Raw genomic sequence first — 22,286 nt, 5'->3', positions numbered from 1 at the left:
TTGAAGGCTCCAGCGCTCAGCCGTGCGGACGGATCAAATATTTCTCGCCCGTGCGCTTCGCATTATAGGCGTGCGCGACGTCGAGGTTGAGCGCGTCGGCCAGCGAAATCTGGTGGCTGTAATGGCTCTTGAAGGTCGTCGTCAGTTCGTCGACGACACGCTGACGCATCCGCATAGCCGTCTCCATCCCCGCCTTTTGCAGGAAGGGCGTGAGCAGGAAGCCCGAGAGCGACCAGCTGAAGCCGAAGCTGCGGTTGAGCAGCGTCGGGCCGAGGTCGAGCGCGCCGTAGATATAGACCTGTTTGAAGGTGTCCGAGCCATAGCGGCTGTAGCTGGTCATGCGCTTGACCGCCGCCGCTTCCATCGCCGCGAGAATTTGCCCCGCAAGCTTGCCGCCGCCGATCGCATCGAAGCCGATCGTGGCGCCGGTTTCGGTGATCGCGGCGACGAGCTGGTCGACGAAATCATCGTCGCTGCTGTTCACGATATGCGTCGCGCCGATCCCCTTCAGCAATTCAACCTGCGCCGCGCTGCGCACGATGTTGACGAGCGGGATATTGTCCTTGGCACAGATCTTGACGAGCATCTGGCCGAGGTTCGACGCCGCCGCTGTGTGGACGATCGCGTTATGACCCTCCATCCGCATGGTTTCGGTGAAAGCAAGGCTGGTGAGCGGATTGACGAAGCAGGATGCCCCATCGACCGGATCGGTGCCGTCGGGCAACGGCATTGTCATCTGAACGGGAAGGCAGCGATATTCAGCATACATCTCGCCGCCAAGCAGTGCAACGGTCTTGCCCATCAGAGCCTGCGCCTCGGGCGAGGACCCCGCCTTAACGACGATGCCGCACCCTTCGTTGCCGATCGGGAGCGCATCGCCGATCCGGCTCGCCATCGCGCGCATGCCGGGCGGCGGAATATCGGCGGTGATCATCGGCAAGCCATCGCGGGTGCCGGCGCGCGCGCTTGTCATGTCGGCACCGCCGAACAGCAGGCCAAGGTCGGACGGGTTGATCGGCGTGGTGAGAACCTTCACCAGCACCTCGTGCGGCTTGGGCTCGGGCATCGGGCGGCGTTCGAAATAGACTTCGAGCTCGCCCTCCGGCTTGGCGAGCGTCAGCATCGTCAGATTGGTTTCGGGCAAATCGGTCATCGCACGTCTCCCTTGGCGTGATTTGGTTTCTCGATGCAACGGGTTAGGGCGAAGGGCCGCCGCTGGCAATGCCGCCCGGTTCAGCCGGGCGAATATTCCGACGCGAGGCGCAGCACCTCATCCGCCAGTTCGCGGCGGCAGATGAGCAGGTCGGGCAGATAGGTATCGGCATTGTTGTAGCGCAGCGGCGAGCCATCGACGCGGCTGACGTGCAGCCCCGCAGCCTGCGCAACCGCAACGGGCGCGCAATTGTCCCATTCATATTGGCCGCCGGTGTGCAGATAGATGTCGGCCTCCCCGCGCACCACGGCCATGGCCTTCGCTCCGGCCGAGCCCATCGCAAGCAGTTCTGCGCCCATCCGTTCGGCGACCTGAACCGCCTCCGCAGCGGGGCGGGTGCGGCTGACAAGCATCCGCAGCGGATCGTTGGCAGGCGCCAATGCGGTCGGCGCGCCCGAGGTCAGCGTCAGCCCGAGCCCCGGCAACGCGACCGCGCCGACGCTGGCGACGCCATCGACCGCGAGCGCAACATGCACCGCCCAGTCGGACCGGCCCTCGCCATATTCGCGCGTGCCGTCGAGCGGATCGACGATCCACACGCGGCGACTGGCAAGGCGCGCCGGATTGTCCTTTTCCTCTTCAGACAAGAGCGCATCGTCGGGACGCGCCGCGCGAAGTTCGCGGCAGAGCATCGCGTTGGCGGCCTCGTCACCCGCCTGCCCCAGCGCCTTGCCCGCAAGATCGCCCGCCGCGCGCAGATCGAGCAGGATACGGCCGGCGGCGTCGGCGAGCCGCGCCGCCAATTGTTCGTCATTCTCGGTCATGGCTGCGTGCCAGAGCCTTCGTCGCCGCGTTCGTCAAGCCTTTCGGTTTCTGACTCGCGCGGCGTCTTGTCCATGCCCCAGGTCACGCGGCTCCACGCGCGTTCGTGCACATAATAGAGCAGCATCTTGGTCAGCACCTCGGTGCTCGCAATCGCGCCGGCGGCCTTCACATTGGCGGTGAAGATGTAGCTGAGGATGAAGGTGTCGATGCTGCCCAGAGCGCGCCAGCTGACCGCCTTGGCGAAAGACCGGCTGTGCGCCTCGCGGCCCCGGAACAGCAGCACCGGCTAGCCCAGTAGCCGTTCGACGATGAGGTCGGCGGCCTCCTCTGCCGTCATCGCGGTCGTGTCGATGCGAATTTCAGGTGCCTCGGGCGCCTCATAAGGGCTGTCGATGCCGGTGAAATTCTTGAGCTGACCCGCCCGTGCCTTCTTGTAGAGGCCCTTGACGTCGCGCCGTTCCGCCTCGGCCAGCGGGGTGTCGATGAATATTTCGAGAAACTCGCCCTCGGGCAGCATCGCGCGCACCATTTCGCGCTCGGCGCGGAAGGGCGAGATGAAGGCGGTGATGACGACCAGCCCGGCGTCGGTCATCAGCTTGGCAACCTCGCCGACGCGGCGGATATTCTCGATCCGGTCGGCTTCGGTGAAACCCAGATCCTTGTTGAGCCCGTGGCGGACGTTATCGCCGTCGAGCAGGAAGCTGTGCCTGTTCATCCGGTGCAGCTTCTTCTCGACAAGGTTCGCGATCGTCGATTTGCCCGACCCCGACAGGCCGGTAAACCACAGCAGCGCCGGGCGCTGGTTCTTCAGGTTCGCGCGCATGTCGCGATCGATGTCGCCGGCCTGCCAATGGACATTCTGTGCGCGGCGCAGGCTGAAGTGCAGCATCCCGGCGGCCACCGTCGCGTTGGTCAGTTTGTCGATCAGGATGAAGCCGCCGAGCGTTTTGTTGTCGGCATAGGCTTCGAAGGTGATCGGCTTGTCGGTCGACACCTCGACCACCCCGATCCCGTTCAAGTCCAGCGTCTTTGCGGCCAGCCGGTCGAGCGTGTTGACGTTGATCTCGTACTTCGGGGCCTGCACGGTTGCCGAAACGCTCTGCGTCGCAAGCTTCAGCCAATAGGCGCGGCCCGCAATCATCGCCTCGTCCGCCATCCAGACGAGCGTCGCTTCGAACTGGTCGGCGGCTTCGGGGGGCGCATCGGCGGCTGCGATGACATCGCCGCGCGAACAATCGACCTCGTCCGTCAGCGTCAGCGTCACCGACTGGCCCGCCACTGCCTCGTCCAGATCGCCATCGAGCGTAGCGATTCGGTCGATCGTCGTCGTCTTCCCGCTCGGCAGGATGCGGACGGCGTCGCCCGGCTTGACCTTGCCGCTTGCAAGCTGCCCAGCAAAACCCCGAAAATCGAGGTTCGGGCGATTGACCCATTGAACGGGCATCCGGAGGGGCTTCGCCTCGTCGGCGGTGCCGCCGATCTCGACCGTTTCGAGATGCTCGATCAGCGCCGGGCCCCTGAACCAGGGCGTGTTCGCCGACAACGCGGTGATATTGTCGCCCTTGAAGCCCGAGATGGGGATGGCGGTGAAATTGGTAATGCCGATCTCGCTCGCGAAGGCCCGATAGGCGAGCGTGATGCGATCGAAGACCGTCTTGTCATAGCCGACAAGGTCCATCTTGTTCACCGCAAGCACGATATGCCGGATGCCGAGCAGATGCGCGAGAAAGCTGTGGCGGCGCGTCTGCGTCAGCACGCCCTTGCGCGCATCGACAAGGATCACGGCAAGGTCGGCGGTCGACGCGCCGGTGACCATGTTGCGCGTATATTGCTCATGTCCCGGGGTGTCGGCGACGATGAACTTGCGCTTTTCGGTCGTGAAAAAGCGATAAGCGACGTCGATCGTGATTCCCTGCTCGCGCTCGGCGGCAAGACCGTCGACGAGCAGCGCGAAATCGATTTCGCCGCCTTGCGTGCCGACCCTCTTGCTGTCGGCCTCGAGCGCAGCGAGTTGATCCTCGAAGATCATCTTGCTGTCGTAGAGCAGCCGCCCGATCAGCGTCGATTTGCCATCATCGACGCTGCCGCAGGTGATGAAGCGCAGCAGCGACTTCCGCTCGTGACTCGCGAGATAGGCGTCGATGTCTTCGGCGATCAGGGCGTCGGTGACGTAGATGGGGTCGGTCATATTCTTACTTCGTCATTCCCGCGAAAGCGGGAATCCCGCTTCGTCCGTTGATACAGAAAGAGACCCCCGCCTTCGCGGGGGTTGACCCTTCGTCAATCTGAAGATTGACGCGGCGGGTCAAAAATACCCCTCCTGCTTCTTCTTCTCCATCGACGCATCGCCGCCATCCTTGTCGATGATACGTCCCTGGCGTTCGCTGGTCGTCGTCAACAGCATTTCCTGGATGACTTGGCTGAGCGTCGTCGCCTCGCTTTCGACCGCCCCGGTGAGCGGATAGCAGCCGAGGGTGCGGAAACGCACCGAGCGCATCACGGGCTCTTCACCGTCGCGTAGCGGGAAGCGGTCGTCATCGACCATCAGCAACAGCCCGTCGCGTATCACCGTCGGTCGGGGCGCCGCGAAATAGAGCGGCACGATCGGAATATTCTCGCGCGCGATATATTGCCAGATGTCGAGTTCGGTCCAGTTCGAGATCGGGAAGACCCGGATACTTTCCCCCTTCGCCTTGCGCGCGTTGTAGAGGTTCCAGAGCTCGGGGCGCTGCTGCTTGGGATCCCAGCCGTGGCTCGCGGTGCGGAAGGAAAAGATGCGCTCCTTCGCGCGGCTCTTTTCCTCGTCGCGCCGAGCACCGCCGAAGGCGACGTCGAATCCGTGAAGGTCGAGCGCCTGCTTGAGCCCTTCGGTCTTCCACATGTCGGTGTGCAGCGGCCCATGGTCGAACGGATTGATCCCCCGCGCCTTCGCCTCGGGGTTCTGATGGACGATCAGGTCCATGCCCGATTCCGCGGCCATGCGGTCGCGCAGTTCGTACATCGCGCGGAATTTCCACGTCGTATCGACGTGGAGCAGCGGAAAAGGCGGCGGCGAGGGATAGAAGGCCTTGCGCGCGAGATGCAGCATCACCGCGCTGTCCTTGCCGACCGAATAGAGCATCACGGGGTTGACGGCGTCGGCCATCACTTCGCGCATGATGTGGATACTTTCGGCCTCGAGACGGTCCAGATGGGTAAGCGTGTCGATCATGCCCCGCCCTTGCCGACCCCCATGGCGGCACGCAAGCTGTATGGCCTTTTCGCCTTGCAAGCCAGACTTGTCCGCTGCGCTTCAAACCGCGCCCGCTTCCTGCTAGTCGCATCCGAAACCAGAAACAGAGGACGATATGCGCGCCACACCCGATTTCGATTTTGCCCTTGGCGAGACCGCCGAGATGATCCGCGACACCACCGCCCGCTTCGCCGACGAGCAGATTGCGCCGCTGGCCGACAGGGCCGACCGCGAGGACTGGTTCCCTCGCGACGAGTTGTGGACGCAGATGGGCGCGCTGGGCCTGCACGGCATCACCGTCGAGGAAGAATGGGGCGGTCTCGGCCTCGGCTATCTCGAACATGTTCTCGCGGTCGAGGAGGTCAGTCGCGCGAGCGGCGCGATCGGCCTGTCCTATGGCGCCCATTCGAATCTGTGCGTCAACCAGATCCGCCGCTGGGGCAATGAAGAGCAAAAGGCGAAATATCTGCCGAAGCTGATCTCGGGCGAGCATGTCGGCAGCCTTGCGATGTCGGAAGCCGGCGCCGGGAGTGACGTCGTCTCGATGAAGCTGAAGGCCGAGCCGGTTCAGGGCGGCTATGTCCTCAACGGCACCAAATTCTGGATCACCAACGCCACCTGTGCGGATACGCTGGTCGTCTATGCCAAGACGACGCCCGAAGCGGGATCACGCGGCATCACCGCCTTCCTGATCGAAAAGGATATGCCGGGCTTCAGCATCGGGCAAAAGATCGACAAGGTCGGCATGCGCGGATCCCCGACCGCCGAACTCGTCTTCACCGATTGCGAGGTCAGCGAGGACCAGGTGATGGGGCCGGTCAACGGCGGCGTCGGCGTCCTGATGTCGGGCCTTGACTATGAGCGCGTCGTGCTCGCCGGGCTTCAGCTCGGCATCATGCAGGGCTGCCTCGACACGGTCATCCCCTATCTTCGCGAGCGCAAGCAGTTCGGCAAGCCAATCGGCTCGTTCCAGCTCATGCAGGCCAAGGTCGCCGACATGTATGTGGCGCTCCAGTCGGCGCGCTCCTATGTCTATAATGTCGCCAAGGCATGCGACGCCGGGCTGACGACGCGGTTTGACGCCGCGGGCGCCATCCTGCTGGCCAGCGAAAGCGCGGTGAAGGTCGCGGGCGAAGCGATCCAGGCGCTTGGCGGCGCGGGCTACACCAAGGACTGGCCGGTCGAGCGCTATTGGCGCGATGCCAAACTGCTCGACATCGGGGCGGGCACCAACGAAATCCGCCGCATGCTGATCGGCCGCGAACTGATCGGCGCAGGCGCGTGATCTGGCTGGGGCTGTCGGCCACCTTGATGGTGGCGACCGCCCTGGTGCACGGCTTGCTGGGCGAAAGGCGACTTGTCAGGCCGTTGATGTCGCTCGACAGCGGAATCATGGGGATCGACTTGGCGCGGCGGGTGTTTCGTCTGGCATGGCATGCGCTCTCGCTCCTGATGCTGGTGTCCGCCGCGTCGATCCTGTGGCCCGGAACGCCGCGCGGTCTGATCCTGCTGATCGGGGCCGCGTGGACCGCGACCGGCCTGTTCGATGCCGTATATACGCGCGGCCGACATATCGGCTGGCCGTTTCTGACCGCATCCGGACTGCTCGCGATTGCCGGGGCCTTATGAGCGCGCGCGGCCTTGTCCACCATATCGACCTGACGGTTCGCGACGCGGCGCGGTCGCGGATTTTCTATGATGCGGTGCTGGGCTTTCTCGGCTACCGGCGCGCCGCCGATTATGATCATGGCAGCGATTGGGACCGCGACGGCGAACCGTTCCATTCGATCGGGATCGTCGAAGCGCATGGCCCCGGCGCGCTACGGAGCCACGACCGCTTTTCGCCCGGACTGCATCATCTTGCCTGGACTGCCGAAAGCCGCGCCGACGTCGATGCGCTGCATGATTTTCTGCGCAGCATAGGCGCGAAGATCCTCGATGCCCCCGCCGATTATCCGCGCTACGGACCGACCTATTATGCGCTCTTCTTTGCCGACCCTGACGGGTTGAAGCTCGAGTTCGTGTTCGGGGCGACCGGCGGATGAGCGATACGCTGCTCGACGCGCTGCAATATTATGGCGCCGGGGCCGGAACGCTCGCGGCGCTGATCGTGTCGCTCAATCTCGGGCGACGCCCGACCGGCTGGGCCTTCGTCATTTTCGTGACCAGCAGCATCGCGCTCGTCGCGTGGGGCTTTCTGCAAAGCGACAGCGAAGGCATCGGCTGGCAGAATATCGCGCTGCTGTGCATCAACTGCGTCGGCGTTTACCGGTACCTGATCCTCAAGGAAAAGCCGGGGACGCCGCAGGCATCAGAAATATAGCGTCTTTGCGAGCGCAGCGAAGCAATCTCCAGCGTCCCGAGTCAACCTCGGGCCGATGACTGGAGATTGCTTCGTCGCTCCGCTCCTCGCAACGACGAGAAGCGGACATTACCCCCAGACGCGGACGCGCTGATCGGGGGCGAGATACAGCTTGTCGGTCGGCTGAACGTTGAACGCCTTGTACCACGCGTCGAGGTTGCGGACGGTGAGTGCGCGGTAGTTGCCCGGCGCATGGCCGTCGGTCGCGATCCGCGCTCGCAACGCCTCGTCGCGCATCTTGGTCGCCCAGGTCTGCGCATAGGCGATGAAGAAACGCTGATCGCCCGTGAAGCCGTCGATCACCGGCGCTTCCTTGCCGTTCAGCGACGCACGATAGGCGTCATAAGCCGCCTGCAGGCCCGCGACGTCGGCAATATTCTCGCCCAGCGTCAGCTTGCCGTTGACCGCAAGATCGGGGAACGGCTTGTAGCTGTCATATTGCGCGGCCAGCGCCGCCCCCGCCGCCTCGAACTTCTTGAGATCCTCGGCCGTCCACCAGTTGCGCAGCGCGCCGGTCGAATCGAAGGCGGCGCCATTATTGTCGAAGCTGTGGCTGATCTCGTGGCCGATGACGGCGCCGATCGCGCCGTAATTATAGGCGGGATCGGCCTTGGCGTCGAAGAAGGGCGGCTGCAGGATCGCGGCGGGGAAATTCAGCGCATTCTGCACCGGCAGGTTGACGGCATTGACCGTCTGCGGGGTCATCCACCATTCCCCCTTGTCGAAGGGCTTGCCGATCTTGGCGAGCTGGTGCGCATATTCCGCCTTCTCGCCGGCGACTTCGTTCGCATAGGCGTCGTCGGCGCTGATCGTGTAGCTGCCATAGTCGCGCCAGTTTTCGGGATAGCCGACGCCGACGACGATCGTTTCGACCTTCTTGATCGCTTCCTTCTTCGTTTCGGGAGCCATCCAGTCGATCGTGTTGACGCGCTTCGCAAAGGCGGCCTTGATCCCCTTCACCATGTCACCGACTTCGGCCTTGGCCGACGCCGGGAAATATTTCTCGGCATAGACGCGGCCGACCGCATCGCCGAGATAGGTGTTGAGCGCGTCGAGCGCGCGCTTGTCACGGCTGCGCTGCTGCGGCGTGCCCGAGAGGGTGGTGCCGTAAAAGGCGAAATGCGCATCGTCGAGCGCGCTTGGCAGCACATCGGTATGGCTGTTGATCTGATGGAAGACGAGCCAGTCCTTCCACGCCTCGAGCGGCTGCGATGCGACGAGCGCCGACAGGCCCGTGATCGCCCGCGCATGATAGGCGCCGAACTTCGCCGCCTTGTCGAGCCCGGCGGCGGCAAAATAGGCGTCCCAGTCGATCCCGGGTGCCTTTTTGGCAAAATCGGCCTTGGTCCAGACGTCGGCCGATTTGGTGAAATCCTCGCTCTCCTCGCGCGTCGCATGCGCGCGGGCGATCTTCGTTTCGAGATCGAAGATACGCTGCGCCTTGGCATCGGCATCGGCGACCCCCGCCTGAGTCAGCAGTTTGGCGATATAGGCTTTGTAGGCGTCGCGGATGCCCGCCATCTTCGGATCGGCCGACAGATAATATTCGCGCTCGGGAAGGCCGAGGCCGCCCTGCAGCATATAGGGAATAACCTCGCCGGGCGTCGCCAGTCCCTGCGAAACGAAGATGCCGAAGAGATTCTCGGTGTTGAAGTCGGTGGCGTTGAGCGGATCGACATCGGCGCGCGTCTGTTCGCCCAGGATGGTCGACAGCGCCGCCTTGTCGGCAATGGTGTCGAAGCGCGCCAGATCGGCCTCGACCGGCTTCATCCCGGCGGCGTCGATCGCCTTGGTGTTCATATAGGCGTTGTAGAAGGCAGCAATGCGGCCGTCGTCGGTGCCCGCATCGCCGCCGCTCTTGACGATCGCATCGACGAGCTCGCGCGTCCGCTTCTCTGTTTCAAGGAAGGCGGTGTAGAAGGCGCCAATCGACGAGCGGTCGGCGGGGATCTGGGTCACCTTTTGCCAATTGCCGTTCGCATAGGCGTAAAAATCGTCGCCCGGCTTGACGCTGGTGTCCATCGCTTCCTTGCTGATGCCAAGGTCGGTGCCGAGCGTGTAAGCAGCCTTGTCGCCGTTGGCGCTGGTGCAGGCGATCGGCCCGGCAATGATCGTCGCGGTGGACAGGAGGATGGCGAGGACGGTCTTTTTCATGGCGTTGCCTTGCTTTCTGGGGGGTGTCGGACGGCGATACGCCTGTGACAATCTCGTTTCAATACCAACCATTTTCGGCCTGCGGTGCTTTCCAATCGACGAGCGACCGGCTAGGGCGCAGACAGTTTCAGGGAGAGAGTGAACCGTGAGCGCCCCCGTCCTTTCGACGCAATATAATCCCGACGATCCGCAGACCCAGGCCCGCGCCGCATACAACCGCGGCCTGCGCGACGCGCTCTATGCGCGCGTTGCCGAAGCGGCGCTGGGCGGCAACGAAAAGTCGCGCGAACGCCACACGAGCCGCGGCAAGCTGCTTCCGCGCGAACGGGTCGAACGGTTGCTCGATCCGGGTTCGCCTTTCCTCGAAATCGGCCAGCTCGCAGCAGGCGACATGTATGAGGGCGAGGTTCCCGGCGCGGGCATGATCGCGGGCATCGGCCGTGTATCGGGGCGGCAGGCGATGATCGTGTGCAACGACGCGACGGTGAAGGGCGGCACCTATTATCCGATGACCGTCAAGAAGCATCTGCGCGCGCAGGAGATTGCCGAGGCGAACCGCCTGCCGTGCATCTACCTCGTCGACAGCGGCGGCGCGAACCTGCCGCATCAGGACCAGGTGTTTCCCGACCGAGACCATTTCGGGCGCATCTTCTTCAATCAGGCGAACATGTCGGCAAAGCGCATCCCGCAGATCGCGTGCGTGATGGGGAGCTGCACCGCGGGTGGGGCCTACGTGCCCGCGATGAGCGACGAGACCGTGATCGTGCGCAACCAAGGTACGATCTTCCTCGCCGGCCCGCCGCTGGTGAAGGCCGCGACGGGCGAAGAAATCAGCGCCGAAGACCTTGGCGGCGGCGACCTGCACGCGAAGAAGTCGGGCGTGGTCGATCATCTAGCCGAGAATGACGAACATGCGCTGACCATCGTACGCGACATCGTCTCGACCTTCGGTTTCGACGATGGCTTCGACGTCGCGATGAAAGAGCCGCGTCCGCCGAAATATGATGCAGAGGAGCTCTATGGCATCATCCCCGAGGATGTCCGCGCACCCTATGATGTGCACGAGGTGATCGCGCGCATCGTCGATGCCAGCGAGTTCCACGAGTTCAAGGCGAACTACGGCAGCACGCTCGTCTGCGGCTTCGCGCATATCTGGGGCTTGCCCGTAGCGATCCTCGCCAACAACGGCGTGCTGTTCAGCGAGAGCGCGGTGAAGGGTGCGCATTTCATCGAACTGGCGCAGCAGCGGCGCATCCCCCTGCTCTTCCTCCAGAACATCAGCGGCTTCATGGTCGGCGGCAAATATGAGGCCGAGGGGATCGCGAAGCATGGCGCGAAGCTGGTCACCGCGGTCGCAACCGCGACGGTGCCGAAGATCACGGTGCTGATCGGCGGCAGCTTCGGCGCGGGCAATTACGGCATGTGCGGGCGGGCCTATAGCCCGCGCTTCCTGTTCAGCTGGCCGAACAGCCGGATCAGCGTGATGGGCGGCGAACAGGCGGCGAGCGTTCTCGCGACGGTCCACCGCGATGCCGACAAATGGACGCCTGAGGAGGCCGAAGCCTTCAAAGCGCCGATCCGCCAGAAATATGAGGACGAAGGCAATCCATACCACGCGACCGCGCGGCTGTGGGACGACGGCATCATCGACCCCGCACAGACGCGCGATGTGCTCGGTCTCGCCTTTTCCGCAACGCTGAATGCCCCGATCGAAGAGCGTGGCTTCGGCGTGTTCAGGATGTAATCGAGATGATCCAATCCCTCCTCATCGCCAATCGCGGCGAAATCGCTTGCCGCATCATCCGCACCGCGCGCGAGATGGGCATTCGCACCGTTGCGGTCTATTCGGACGCCGACGCGAAGGCGCTGCATGTGCGCGAGGCCGACGAAGCTGTGCATATCGGGCCGTCGCCGGCGCGGGAATCCTATCTGGTGGGCGAGAAGATCATCGCCGCCGCGAAGGCGACCGGCGCCGAGGCGATCCATCCGGGTTACGGCTTCCTCTCCGAGAATGCCGAATTCGCACAGGCGGTCGCCGACGCCGGGCTCGTCTGGGTCGGGCCGAAACCCTCGTCGATCACCGCGATGGGCCTGAAGGACGCCGCCAAGAAGCTGATGGCCGAGGCCGGCGTGCCCGTGACGCCGGGCTATATGGGCGAAAATCAGGACCCTGCCTTCCTCGCCGAGCAAGCCGCGCAGATCGGCTATCCCGTTCTCATCAAGGCGGTCGCGGGCGGCGGCGGCAAGGGGATGCGCAAGGTCGATGCGGCGGCGGACTTTGCCGACGCGCTCGCTTCGTGCCAGCGCGAGGCGGCGGCGTCGTTCGGCAACGATCATGTGCTGATCGAGAAATATATCCTCACTCCGCGCCATATCGAGGTGCAGGTGTTCGGCGACACCCACGGCAATGTCGTCCATCTGTTCGAGCGCGACTGCTCGCTGCAGCGGCGCCACCAGAAGGTGATCGAGGAAGCCCCTGCCCCCGGCATGGACGAAGCGACGCGCGCCGAGCTTTGCGCCGCCGCCGTGCGCGCCGCCAAGGCGGTCGATTACGTCGGCGCGGGCACGATCGAGTTCATCGCCGACGCGTCGGAAGGCCTTCGCGCCGACCGCATCTGGTTCATGGAAATGAACACGCGATTGCAGGTCGAGCATCCCGTCACCGAGGAGATCACCGGCGTCGATCTGGTCGAATGGCAGCTGCGCGTGGCGTCGGGCGAGCCGATCCCGCTGACGCAGGGCGAACTGGCGATCAACGGCTGGGCGATGGAAGCGCGCCTCTATGCCGAAGATCCGGCCAAGGGCTTCCTGCCCTCTATCGGCACGCTCGAACTGTTCCAGCTTCCAGAGCATCTCGGTCGCATCGACACCGGCGTCTATGAAGGCGCCGAGGTGTCGCCCTTCTATGACCCGATGATCGCGAAGGTGATCGCCTATGGCGACGACCGCGATGAAGCCCGCGAAATGCTAGCCGAAATGCTGGAGGACAGCGCGATCTGGCCGGTAAAGACCAATTCGGCCTTTCTGATTGCCGCGCTCAGCCATCCCGATTTCGTTGCGGGCACGGTCGATACCGGGCTGATCGGCCGCGATGGCGACAGCATGAAGGCCGAGCCGATGCCGTCGGATCAGGCGCTGACAAACGCCGCTATGGCGATAGTTCCCCGCTCGCTGCAGTCGGGCTTCCGTCTCAACGCGCCGGACGTGCGCACCGCGCCCTTCCTGCTCGACGGCAAGCGCGTCGACGTGACGCTGCACGGCCCCGGCGCCGAGGAGCCCGCCCCCGCCATGCTCGTCGCCGAAAGCGGCGCGGTGTGGCAGCTTACGCCCTGGCGCGCCGCGGGCGGCGCCGGCGGCGCAGCGGGCGACGGGGCGATCCTGTCGCCGATGCCCGGCAAGATCATAGCGGTCGACGTCGCCGCGGGCGACAAGGTGACCAAGGGTCAGAAGCTGCTGACGCTCGAGGCGATGAAGATGGAGCATAGCCTGACCGCGCCCTTCGACGGCATCGTTGCGGAACTCAACGCTGCGGCCGGGGCGCAGGTGCAGGTCGAGGCGCTGCTCGCGAAGATCGAGGCCGCCGAGTGAGCGGCCTGATCCTTCGCGATGCGACGGCGGCGGATCTTCCCGCCATCCTCGCCATGCTCGCCGAGGACACGATCCCGCCGGCGCGCGAGGCCGATCCCTCGGACCCACGTTACCTTGCCGCGTTCGAGGCGATCGACGCCGACCCGAACCAGCGGCTGATTGCGGCGGAACTCGATGGCCGCGTTGTCGGAACGATGCAACTCAGTTTCCTGCCGGGGCTTTCCTTTATCGGAAGCTGGCGCGGCTTGATCGAGGCGGTGCGGATCGCCGCCGACCTGCGCGGCCAAAGGCTGGGCGAGCAGATGATCCTTTGGGCGGTGGAACAGTGCCGCGCGCGCGATTGCAAACTCGTCCAGCTCACATCATCGGCGACACGGACTGCCGCGCACCGCTTCTACGCCCGGCTCGGTTTCGTGCAGAGCCATGTCGGCATGAAATTGCATTTGAGGGACTGACGATGGCAGGCAAGTTTTTCGACGAATGGCAGATCGGCGACACGATCGTGCACGAGATCCGCCGCACCGTGACCGAGACCGACAATCTGCTGTTCACGACAATGACGCACAATCCGCAGCCGCTGCATCTCGACATCGAGGCTGCTAAAGCATCGGAATTCGGACAGATCCTCGTCAACGGCACTTTCACCTTCAGCCTGATGGTCGGGCTGTCGGTCGGCGATACGACGCTCGGCACCCTCGTCGCGAACCTCGGCTATGACAGGCTGGTGATGCCCAAGCCGGTGTTCATCGGCGACACGTTGCGCGCGACGAGCGAGGTGATCGGCCTCAAGGAATCGAAATCGCGGCCGAATGCGGGCATCGTGACCTTCCTCCATCGCTGCATCAACCAGCGCGACGAAATCGTCTGCCAGTGCGAACGGTCAGCGCTGATCAACAGGAAGAACGTCTGATGCGCCTCCGCTCGCTCCTCTTCGTCCCCGGCGACCGCCCCGAACGATTCGCGAAGGCCGCGGCGTCGGGCGCCGATGCGATCATCCTCGACCTCGAAGATTCGGTGTCCCCTGCAAACAAGGAGGCCGCGCGCGAAGCGGTCGCCGCCTATCTCGCCGGAACGCGCGAAGTCTTTACGATGGTCCGTGTCAATCCGCTCGACGGGCATATGACCGCCGACGACGTTGCTGCCATTGTCGGCGGGCGCCCCGATGCGATCATGCTGCCCAAGGCCGAAGGCGCGCCGAGCATCGCCCAGCTCGATACGATCCTTCGTAGCGAGGGGGCCGCCGATGCGTCGTTGCCGCCGGTGCTGCCGATCGCGACCGAAACCCCGGCGGCGATCTTTACGCTGGGCAGCTATCGCGAGGCGAAGGCCCGGCTGGTCGGCCTCACCTGGGGCGCAGAGGATTTGCCCGCCGCCATCGGCGCGGCGACGAGCCGCGAGGCCGACGGGCGCTACACCGAACCCTATCAGGTCGCCCGCGCGCTAACCTTGTTCGCCGCACATGGTGCGGGCGTCGCGGCGATCGATACGGTATTTCCCGCGATCAAGGACGAGACGGGCCTTGCCGCCTATGCTGCGCGCGCGCGGCGCGATGGCTTTACCGGCATGATGGCAATCCACCCGTCACAGGTCGCGCCGATCAATGCTGCCTTCACCCCGTCCGCCGACGAGGTTCAGCGTGCGCAGGCGATCGTCGATGCCTTCGCCGCCAATCCGGGCTCGGGGGTGCTTCAGGTGGACGGCAAAATGGTCGATGCCCCGCACCTCAAACAGGCGCGGCATATCCTGTCGCTGGCGGACTGACGCCGCGCTATCATCTCCGCCGGAACGGGCGGTGACGCTTCATCCAGGCTTTGCCGCGGTGCCAGTTCCGGCGCAGCCCGCGCTCGGCGATCCCTTCGAACATCGCGTCGGGATTTTCGGGATCGAGCAGTTCATGCTCGGCGATGTAATCGTCAAACGGCCCGGGCTCGACGAGATCGAGTAACTCGAGCGAGCGGCCCGGTCCGCGCAGCGCCTCGATCGCATCGATGAGCGACCCCGTTGTTTCATAAAGTCGGCCGACATCGGCCGGATCGACGTCCAGATGCTCGCCGATCAGCGATTCGCGCAGTGCCCGGATCGTCGGCTCCACGCCGCGGTTCGCGGGCAAAGCGGCATCGATCGTCACATCGCATTCGCTGTCGAGCCCCAGCGAGCGATTGTTCATGTTCGACGATCCGATACGCAGCAGGCGATCGTCGACGACCGCAGTCTTTGCATGAACATAGATCGGGTCGCCGCCCGCGGTGTGCGGGACATAGACGCGCAGGCGGTCGCCGTGCCGCGCCTTGGCGATCGCGCGCACCAGCTTCACGCGCGCCGCGTCCATCGCCATCTGTTCGAGCCAGCCGTCGGCGGTACGCGGCATCACCATGACAAATTCGGGCGGATCGTCCTCGTCCAGCCGCTCGGCAATCGCCGCTGCGATCTTGGCCGAGGTAAAATATTGATTCTCGAAATAGATGAAGCGCTTCGCCGCAGCGATCATGTCGAGATAGAGCTGCTCGATCTCGCGAATTTCGGGATAGCCGTCATATTCGGCGCGCGTGCGCGATATCGCGACATCGACGTTCGTAAAATCGGGTTCGAGATTTTCGGGCCAGTTTTCGCCGTCGCCCTTTACGTCGCGCAATTGCTTGTTCGTTGCGCGCTGCCACCGTTCGTTGCCCAGATCGGCAAGCGCTTCGCCCACCGGCCCGGCGAGGATCATCGTCGAATCGTGCCACGGCATATAGGGCTTGCCGTCGGGGTTGGTGCGCCGCGGATCGCCGTCGCAATGGCCCCGCGTGTCCCAGCGCGACGAAGACACGTCGATGCCGCCGCACACCGCCAGATGATCGTCGAACACCGCGACCTTCTGGTGATGGCTGCACCCGGTCGGGTGTGCGCTGTCGAGCCGGAAGCTGATCGAGCGCGTCACCTTCCAGCGCAGCACCATCGAGACGATGCGCGGCATGAGGAACTGTTTGAGCCCGCCGAAATTCCAACGAAGAATGTCGATATCGCGGTCGGGCTTCGCATGGGCCAGACGCAGCAGAAAATGCCCCAGCGATTCGCCCTTGCCCGCCTCGTCGGGCGTCAGGGCAATCCGCGGGTCGAAGTCCCAGCCGATCAGCAGGATGCGCTCTTTCGCGCGCTCCATCAGCCGGACGAGCAGCGCGTAATAGTCGGCCGCATCGACGATCATCCGCGCCTTGTTGGCGCGTTCGATCCGCCAGCAATTGCGGCCTTCCTCAACGATCGGGGTCAGCGCATCCTCGCTCATCGCCGCCTACACGCACGGGCGGCGGCGATGGTTGCGAGCCTGCACGTCAGGCGGCGAAGAATTGATCGGGCGTCAGCGCCATCATCGCCTCGCTGCCGGCCTCGATCTTGCGACGCAACGCGCCCGCATCGGGGATGAAGCGTTCGCCGAAATGACGCGCGGTAACAAGCTTGGCTTCGAGGAACGCCTTGTTCCCGCGCCCTTCGTCGAGCGCCTTCTGTGCCGCTTCGGCCATGCGCAGCCACATGAGGCCCAGCGCGACGATACCCATGATGTGCATATAATGATGCGCGCCCGCGCCGACATTATTGGGGTCGGTCATGCCATTGGCCATGAACCACATCGTCGCGGCCTTGAGTTCGCCATTGGCCTTTTCGAGTTGCCCCGCAAAATCGGCGAAGGCCGGCTTGTCCTTCGCCGTCGCACATTCGGCGTCGACGATCGCGAAAAAGGCCTGGATGGCACGGCCGCCATTCTGCGCGAGCTTGCGGCCGACGAGGTCCATCGCCTGCACGCCGTTGGCGCCTTCGTAGATCATCGTGATGCGGGCATCGCGGACATATTGGCTCATGCCCTGCTCTTCGATGTAGCCGTGGCCGCCGAACACCTGCTGCGCGTTGGTCGCGACGTCATAGCCCTTGTCGGTGCCATAGCCCTTGATCACCGGGGTCAGCAGGCTGACGAGATCGTCGGCCTGCTGCCGCTCCTCTTCGGACGCGGCGCCATGCGCCAGATCGACCTGCAGCGCGCCCCAGAGACACAGGCCGCGCAGCCCCTCAACCACCGCCTTGCCATCCATCAGCATGCGGCGCACGTCTGGATGGACCAAAAGCGGGTCGGCCTTCTGGGCGGGATCCTGCGGCCCGGTCAGCGCCCGGCCCTGCCGGCGGTCCTGCGCATATTGCACGGCATTCTGATAGGCTATGTCGGCCTGACCCAACCCCTGTATGCCGACGCCGAGGCGCGCGGCGTTCATCATCACGAACATCGCGGCAAGGCCCTTGTTCTCCTCGCCGACCATCCAGCCTTTTGCGCCGTCATAGTTCATCACGCAGGTCGCATTGGCGTGGATGCCCATCTTGTGCTCAATCGACCCGCACGACAGCGTGTTGCGCTCACCGAGCGAACCGTCGTCGTTCACCAGATACTTGGGGACGATGAACAGCGAGATTCCCTTGACGCTGTCGGGCGCGTCGGGGGTCTTTGCCAGCACAAGGTGGATAATATTGTCGGTGAGGTCATGCTCGCCCGACGAGATGAAAATCTTCGTCCCCGTAATCGAAGAGCTGCCGTCGCCGTTCGGCACCGCGCGGGTGCGGATCAGGCCAAGATCGGTGCCGCACTGCGGTTCGGTCAGGTTCATCGTGCCGCCCCATTCGCCCGACACCATCTTGGGGACATAGAGCCTCTTCTGCTCGTCGGACCCCTTGACCAGCAACGCCGAGACCGCGGCCTGCGTCAGCCCCGGATACATGGCAAAGGCCTGGTTCGCCGCCATGCGATATTCCTCGACCGGAAAGCCGAGGACATGGGGCAATCCCTGGCCGCCGAATTCTTCGGGCTGGTTGAGCAGCGTCCAGCCCGCCTCGCAATAGGCCTTATACGCTTCCTTGAACCCCTCGGGCGTGGTGACCGAACCATCTTCCTGCCGCGTGCAGCCTTCGAGGTCGCCCGATCGGTTGATCGGGAACAGCACCTCTTCGCAGAATTTGCCGGCCTCGGTCAGCACCGCTTCGACCATATCGGGCGACGCATTGGCGAAGCCCGGCAGGTCGGCGTAGCGATCGATACCGAGGACATCATTGAGCTGGAACAGCGTATCTTGGATCGGGGCGCGGTAGACAGGCATGCGAAATCTTTCCGATAAATCAGGTGTTGGCAATCAAACTTGCCCGGGGAGGTTCTGGTTGCCGAAGCTCAGCCGACTTTTTCGCCAGCGTCGACCTTTTTCACCATATCGATGAAACGTGTCAGTTCCTCGACGGCGCTGTCGATGTCATCGCGCTGACGCTGGAGCAGCGCGATGCGCTCCTCGCATTTTTCGACCGTGACCTGGCGCTGGAGCTTGCGGCCATCGCCGACGTCGTAAAGGTCGATCATCTCGCGAATGTCGGCCAGGCTAAATCCGGTGCGCTTGGCACGCAGAATCCAGGCCAGCCGGGCGCGGTCGCGTTTCGAATAGATACGCGACAGCCCCTTGCGCGAGGGGCTGATCAGCCCTTCGTCCTCGTAGAACCGAAGCGCGCGCGCGGTGACGCCGAATTCGGTCGACAGATCGGTGATGCTATATTGCTCGCGCCCCAGATGATCGGGCGTGTCGATATGGGCGTGGCCGTATTCTTCGGTCATCCCGAAAGACTAGTTTCCGTTGACGTGAACGTCAAGGCCGTCGGAGATAAGGAAAAGCGCCGCTTACGGCGATCCGCAAGGCCGGACCATATTGCCGCGTCCATCGCGCAACTGCAAGCCCTTTGCATCGTCCGCCGACCAGCTCGCCCGCGGCAGGCGCAGACCCGAGAGCGAGGCGCGCGACGGGCACAGGCTGTCGCATTGCGACGGCAGGCGTCCGGGCAGGCGCAGTTCGTCATCCTCTTCGTGGACAAGTGCCTCGCATCCCTCGACCCCGGCGAAGCGCATCCGCCAGTCATCCCCGTCGCGGACGATGGTGCCGCGCGCATTGCACGACAGGCCGGGTCCGAAAGACGCGCTCACCGCAAAGCGCCACTGCCCGGCGCCATCGGGGACAACGCACATCGCATCGCGGCCAAGCTCGTGCGTGCGTTCGAACAGGCCGGTCGGATCGCTTGCATCGGCGCGTACCACCCCGCGTTCGCGCGCGGCGATTTCCAACGGATTGCGCGTATCGATCGCGGCATCGGCGCCATCGCGCTTCGCCCGGTCGCAGCCGCCGACGAGCAGCAGAACCGCGACGAGAAGGCCCGCGACGCGTGGGCTAGGCATCGGTATCTAGGAAGGTCAGGCTGCCGTCGCGCTCGATCCGGCGATAAAAGCAGGACCGGCGCCCGGTGTGACAGGCCGGACCGGCAGGCTTCACGCGCAAGTGCAGCGCATCCTGATCGCAATCGACGCGCATCTCGACGACCGCCAGCTCGTTGCCCGAGGTTTCGCCTTTGCGCCACAGCGCGGCCCGCGACCGCGACCAGAAATGCGCCTGCCCCGTCTCCTGCGTCAGCGCGATCGCGTCGGCATTCATATGCGCGACCATCAGCAGCACTCCGCTGTCGACGTCGGTCACGATGGCGGTCACCAGCCCGGCGGCGTCGAAACGCGGCAGGAAACTGTCGGTGGTGTCGCGCGAAGCATCCATGGTCCGCGCCTTAGAGCAGGTCGAGAGCGGCTGTCACCCCCCGCGCGGGTCCGGTTGACATCAAAAGGTCAAATATGGGGGGCGACATTTGGGTTCGGCACTCCTATATGCGCGGCAGTCCCAGCCCCCTGCCCCTGGATTGACATGCTGACGACCCATCCTTTTGACGACGACAAGCTCCGCGAGGAGTGCGGCGTCTTTGGTATTCACGGCGCCGAAAGTGCCGCTGCGGTCGCGGCGCTGGGGCTTCACGCCCTGCAGCACCGCGGTCAGGAAGCCGCGGGCATCACCGCCTTCGATGGCAAGGATTTCCATACCCACCGCGCGATGGGGCATGTTGCGGGCAATTTCGACCGCGACGACATCATCCGCCAGCTCGCAGGCGCGTCGGCGATCGGCCATGTCCGCTATTCGACCACCGGCGAGACGGCGCTGCGCAATGTCCAGCCGCTGTTCGCCGACCTGGCCACCGGCGGCTTTGCGGTCGCGCATAACGGCAATATTTCCAACGCGATGGCGCTGCGCAAGATATTGGTGCGCCGCGGATCCATCTTTCAGTCGACGAGCGATACCGAGGTCATCATCCACCTGGTCGCCACGTCCAACTATCGCACCCTGCTCGATCGCTTCATCGACGCGCTGAAACAGGTCGAGGGCGCCTATTCGCTGATCTGCCTGACCGCGGAAGGCATGATCGGCTGCCGCGATCCGCTCGGCATTCGTCCGCTGGTCATCGGCAAGCTGGGCGATGCGTATATCCTCGCGTCCGAAACCGTGGCGCTAGACGTCGTCGGCGCCGAATTCGTCCGCTCGGTCGATCCCGGCGAACTTGTGATCATTCGCGACGGCCAGCTTTCGTCGCACCGCCCCTTCGCCGACCGCGCGGCACGGCCGTGCATCTTCGAATATGTCTATTTCTCGCGCCCCGATTCGATCGTCGACGGCACCAGCGTCTATTCGGTGCGCAAGGCGATCGGCGCCGAACTGGCGCGCGAAAATCCGGTCGATGCCGATCTCGTCATCCCGGTCCCCGATTCGGGAACCCCGGCGGCAATCGGCTATGCGCAGGAATCTGGCATTCCCTTCGAGCTCGGCATCATCCGTTCGCACTATGTCGGCCGCACCTTCATCCAACCGGGCGACAAGGTTCGCCATCTCGGCGTCAAGCTGAAGCACAATGCCAATCGCGCGCTGATCGCCGGCAAGCGGATCGTGCTGATCGACGATTCGATCGTGCGCGGCACGACCAGCCTCAAGATCGTGCAGATGATGCGCGACGCGGGGGCCGCCGAAGTGCATATGCGCATCGCCAGCCCGCCGACGTCGCATAGCTGCTTCTACGGCGTCGACACGCCCGAACGCGCCAAGCTGCTCGCGGCGCAGATGACGGTCGGCCAGATGGCCAATTTCATTAATGCCGACAGCCTGTCCTTCCTGACCATCGACGGCCTGTACCGCGCGCTGGGCGAGGCGCGGCGCACCGATGATTGTCCGCAATATTGCGACGCCTGCTTCACGGGCGATTATCCGACCACGCTGACCGATTTCGACGAGAACAGCCTGGAAGATCAGTTTTCGCTGCTTGCCGAACGGGTTGTCTGACGAAATGACGATGAATTCTGAAGAACTGGCAGGACAGACGGCGCTCGTCACCGGCGCGAGCCGCGGCATCGGCGCTGCGATCGCCGAATCGCTCGCACGACGCGGCGCGCATGTCGTGATCACCGCCCGCACCGCGGGCGGGCTCGAGGAACTGGAAGACCGCATCCACGATGCGGGCGGCAGCGCGACCATTGCGCCGCTCGACCTGACCGACGGCGACAGCATCGCCCGGCTGGCGAGCGCGATCGCCGAACGGTGGCAGCAACTCGACATGCTGGTACTCAATGCCGCGATGCTCGGCACGTTGACCCCGGTTGGCGCGATCGACAGCAAGGAATTCAACAAGCTGCTGACGCTCAATCTTGTCGCGCAGCAGGCGCTGATCGCCAATTTCGATCCGCTGCTGCGCCGCGCGCCCGCGGGGCGCCTCGTCGCATTGTCGACCAGCGTCGCGCGGACGCCGCGCGCCTATTGGGGCGCCTACGCCGCCTCAAAAGCGGCGTTCGAGGTACTGGTGTCGAGCTATGGCGCCGAAATGCGCAATATCTCGAACGTCCGCACCGCAATTCTCGACCCCGGCGGCACGCGCACCCAGATGCGCGCACGCGCCTATCCCGGCGAAGACCCGCAGAGCATCAAGGATCCGGCAGTCGTCGGCGAATTCGTCGCCAGGATGATGGTCGATGGCTTCGACAGCACCGCTTATCACGCGCTGCCGAAGGTGATGGCAGAGGCTTAACGCGATATTTGCTTTCCCGGGCTATCACGCGCTCTCAA

22 protein-coding genes are annotated in these 22,286 nt (G+C 64.3%); 11 read left to right on the top strand and 11 right to left on the bottom strand.

The features are described from left to right. Positions 1-16 precede the first annotated feature (16 nt). From P1IM2_RS17165 to cysD, 5 genes are all read right to left on the bottom strand, one after another. The gene (locus P1IM2_RS17165; protein ID WP_186403250.1) at positions 17-1,153 is read right to left on the bottom strand and encodes a zinc-binding dehydrogenase; all 1,137 of its coding nucleotides are present in this window, start codon (positions 1,151-1,153) and stop codon (positions 17-19) included. A gap of 80 nt (positions 1,154-1,233) precedes the next feature. Continuing rightward, a complete protein-coding gene (locus P1IM2_RS17160) occupies positions 1,234-1,977 on the bottom strand; it encodes a 3'(2'),5'-bisphosphate nucleotidase CysQ (protein ID WP_186403249.1) in 744 nt (247 codons plus the stop codon). Then, a complete protein-coding gene (locus tag P1IM2_RS17155) occupies positions 1,974-2,261 on the bottom strand; it encodes a DUF2061 domain-containing protein (RefSeq protein WP_186403248.1) in 288 nt (95 codons plus the stop codon). The genes P1IM2_RS17160 and P1IM2_RS17155 overlap by 4 nt, the downstream gene beginning before the upstream one ends. Positions 2,262-2,264: 3 nt before the next feature. Next, positions 2,265-4,166, bottom strand: a complete 1,902-nt coding sequence (gene cysN, locus P1IM2_RS17150) for a sulfate adenylyltransferase subunit CysN (RefSeq protein ID WP_186403247.1) — start codon at positions 4,164-4,166, stop codon at positions 2,265-2,267. 117 nt (positions 4,167-4,283) lie between these two features. Next, positions 4,284-5,189, bottom strand: coding sequence for a sulfate adenylyltransferase subunit CysD (gene cysD / locus P1IM2_RS17145; protein ID WP_186403246.1), 906 nt, complete (start codon positions 5,187-5,189; stop codon positions 4,284-4,286). 136 nt (positions 5,190-5,325) lie between these two features. Between cysD and P1IM2_RS17140 the strand changes: the two genes are divergently transcribed. Genes P1IM2_RS17140 through P1IM2_RS17125 form a run of 4 tightly spaced genes read left to right on the top strand, consistent with a single transcriptional unit; the run spans position 5,326 to position 7,533 of the window. Next, entirely contained in the window at positions 5,326-6,495 is a 1,170-nt protein-coding gene (locus P1IM2_RS17140) for an isovaleryl-CoA dehydrogenase (protein ID WP_186403245.1), read from the top strand. Then, the gene (locus P1IM2_RS17135; protein WP_186403244.1) at positions 6,492-6,839 is read left to right on the top strand and encodes a hypothetical protein; all 348 of its coding nucleotides are present in this window, start codon (positions 6,492-6,494) and stop codon (positions 6,837-6,839) included. Before P1IM2_RS17140 ends, P1IM2_RS17135 begins: the two co-directional genes overlap by 4 nt. Then, complete coding sequence (locus tag P1IM2_RS17130) at positions 6,836-7,255, top strand: VOC family protein (protein ID WP_186403243.1); 420 nt, start codon at positions 6,836-6,838, stop codon at positions 7,253-7,255. Before P1IM2_RS17135 ends, P1IM2_RS17130 begins: the two co-directional genes overlap by 4 nt. Beyond that, complete coding sequence (locus P1IM2_RS17125; protein ID WP_186403242.1) at positions 7,252-7,533, top strand: hypothetical protein; 282 nt, start codon at positions 7,252-7,254, stop codon at positions 7,531-7,533. The genes P1IM2_RS17130 and P1IM2_RS17125 overlap by 4 nt, the downstream gene beginning before the upstream one ends. A gap of 108 nt (positions 7,534-7,641) precedes the next feature. On the opposite strand, the gene P1IM2_RS17120 is transcribed toward P1IM2_RS17125, so the two are convergent. Beyond that, complete coding sequence (locus P1IM2_RS17120; RefSeq protein WP_186403241.1) at positions 7,642-9,726, bottom strand: M13 family metallopeptidase; 2,085 nt, start codon at positions 9,724-9,726, stop codon at positions 7,642-7,644. A gap of 145 nt (positions 9,727-9,871) precedes the next feature. Here P1IM2_RS17120 and P1IM2_RS17115 point away from each other — a divergent pair, with 145 nt between their 5' ends. Genes P1IM2_RS17115 through P1IM2_RS17095 form a run of 5 tightly spaced genes read left to right on the top strand, consistent with a single transcriptional unit; the run spans position 9,872 to position 15,075 of the window. Beyond that, on the top strand, positions 9,872-11,470 hold the full coding sequence (locus P1IM2_RS17115) for a carboxyl transferase domain-containing protein (protein WP_186403240.1): 1,599 nt from the start codon (positions 9,872-9,874) through the stop codon (positions 11,468-11,470). Between the two features lie 5 nt (positions 11,471-11,475). Continuing rightward, the gene (locus P1IM2_RS17110) at positions 11,476-13,314 is read left to right on the top strand and encodes an acetyl/propionyl/methylcrotonyl-CoA carboxylase subunit alpha (RefSeq protein WP_186403239.1); all 1,839 of its coding nucleotides are present in this window, start codon (positions 11,476-11,478) and stop codon (positions 13,312-13,314) included. Beyond that, a complete protein-coding gene (locus P1IM2_RS17105) occupies positions 13,311-13,769 on the top strand; it encodes a GNAT family N-acetyltransferase (protein WP_186403238.1) in 459 nt (152 codons plus the stop codon). Before P1IM2_RS17110 ends, P1IM2_RS17105 begins: the two co-directional genes overlap by 4 nt. Positions 13,770-13,771: 2 nt before the next feature. Continuing rightward, positions 13,772-14,224 carry a MaoC family dehydratase gene (locus P1IM2_RS17100; RefSeq protein ID WP_186403237.1) on the top strand — a complete coding sequence of 151 codons (453 nt, stop codon included), beginning with the start codon at positions 13,772-13,774 and terminating at the stop codon, positions 14,222-14,224. Beyond that, entirely contained in the window at positions 14,224-15,075 is an 852-nt protein-coding gene (locus P1IM2_RS17095; protein WP_186403236.1) for a CoA ester lyase, read from the top strand. The genes P1IM2_RS17100 and P1IM2_RS17095 overlap by 1 nt, the downstream gene beginning before the upstream one ends. A 10-nt stretch (positions 15,076-15,085) precedes the next feature. Here P1IM2_RS17095 and P1IM2_RS17090 read toward each other — a convergent pair whose 3' ends face one another. The 5 genes from P1IM2_RS17090 to hisI all read right to left on the bottom strand — a co-directional run bounded on the left by P1IM2_RS17090 (position 15,086) and on the right by hisI (position 19,907). Continuing rightward, positions 15,086-16,579, bottom strand: coding sequence for a phospholipase D-like domain-containing protein (locus P1IM2_RS17090; protein ID WP_186403235.1), 1,494 nt, complete (start codon positions 16,577-16,579; stop codon positions 15,086-15,088). Positions 16,580-16,625: 46 nt separating this feature from the next. After that, positions 16,626-18,428 (bottom strand): acyl-CoA dehydrogenase C-terminal domain-containing protein, encoded by a 1,803-nt coding sequence (locus tag P1IM2_RS17085; RefSeq protein WP_186403234.1) that lies wholly within the window; start codon positions 18,426-18,428, stop codon positions 16,626-16,628. Between the two features lie 68 nt (positions 18,429-18,496). Continuing rightward, positions 18,497-18,928: a MerR family transcriptional regulator gene (locus tag P1IM2_RS17080; protein WP_003051357.1), complete on the bottom strand. Its 432-nt coding sequence runs from the start codon at positions 18,926-18,928 to the stop codon at positions 18,497-18,499. Between the two features lie 63 nt (positions 18,929-18,991). After that, positions 18,992-19,540: a hypothetical protein gene (locus P1IM2_RS17075; RefSeq protein ID WP_186403233.1), complete on the bottom strand. Its 549-nt coding sequence runs from the start codon at positions 19,538-19,540 to the stop codon at positions 18,992-18,994. Beyond that, positions 19,533-19,907, bottom strand: a complete 375-nt coding sequence (hisI, locus tag P1IM2_RS17070) for a phosphoribosyl-AMP cyclohydrolase (protein ID WP_186403232.1) — start codon at positions 19,905-19,907, stop codon at positions 19,533-19,535. The genes P1IM2_RS17075 and hisI overlap by 8 nt, the downstream gene beginning before the upstream one ends. A gap of 144 nt (positions 19,908-20,051) precedes the next feature. Between hisI and purF the strand changes: the two genes are divergently transcribed. Both purF and P1IM2_RS17060 read left to right on the top strand, forming a co-directional pair. Further along, positions 20,052-21,509: an amidophosphoribosyltransferase gene (gene purF / locus P1IM2_RS17065; protein ID WP_062764792.1), complete on the top strand. Its 1,458-nt coding sequence runs from the start codon at positions 20,052-20,054 to the stop codon at positions 21,507-21,509. Between the two features lie 10 nt (positions 21,510-21,519). Further along, positions 21,520-22,248: an SDR family NAD(P)-dependent oxidoreductase gene (locus P1IM2_RS17060; protein WP_186403324.1), complete on the top strand. Its 729-nt coding sequence runs from the start codon at positions 21,520-21,522 to the stop codon at positions 22,246-22,248. Positions 22,249-22,286: the final 38 nt, after the last annotated feature.

This window comes from Sphingopyxis sp. P1IMeth2 (assembly GCF_900185685.1).
Classification (GTDB): Bacteria; Pseudomonadota; Alphaproteobacteria; order Sphingomonadales; family Sphingomonadaceae; genus Sphingopyxis; species Sphingopyxis terrae_A.
Note: the sequence above shows the minus strand (reverse complement) of the source record. Positions and strands in the feature narration are given on the sequence as shown.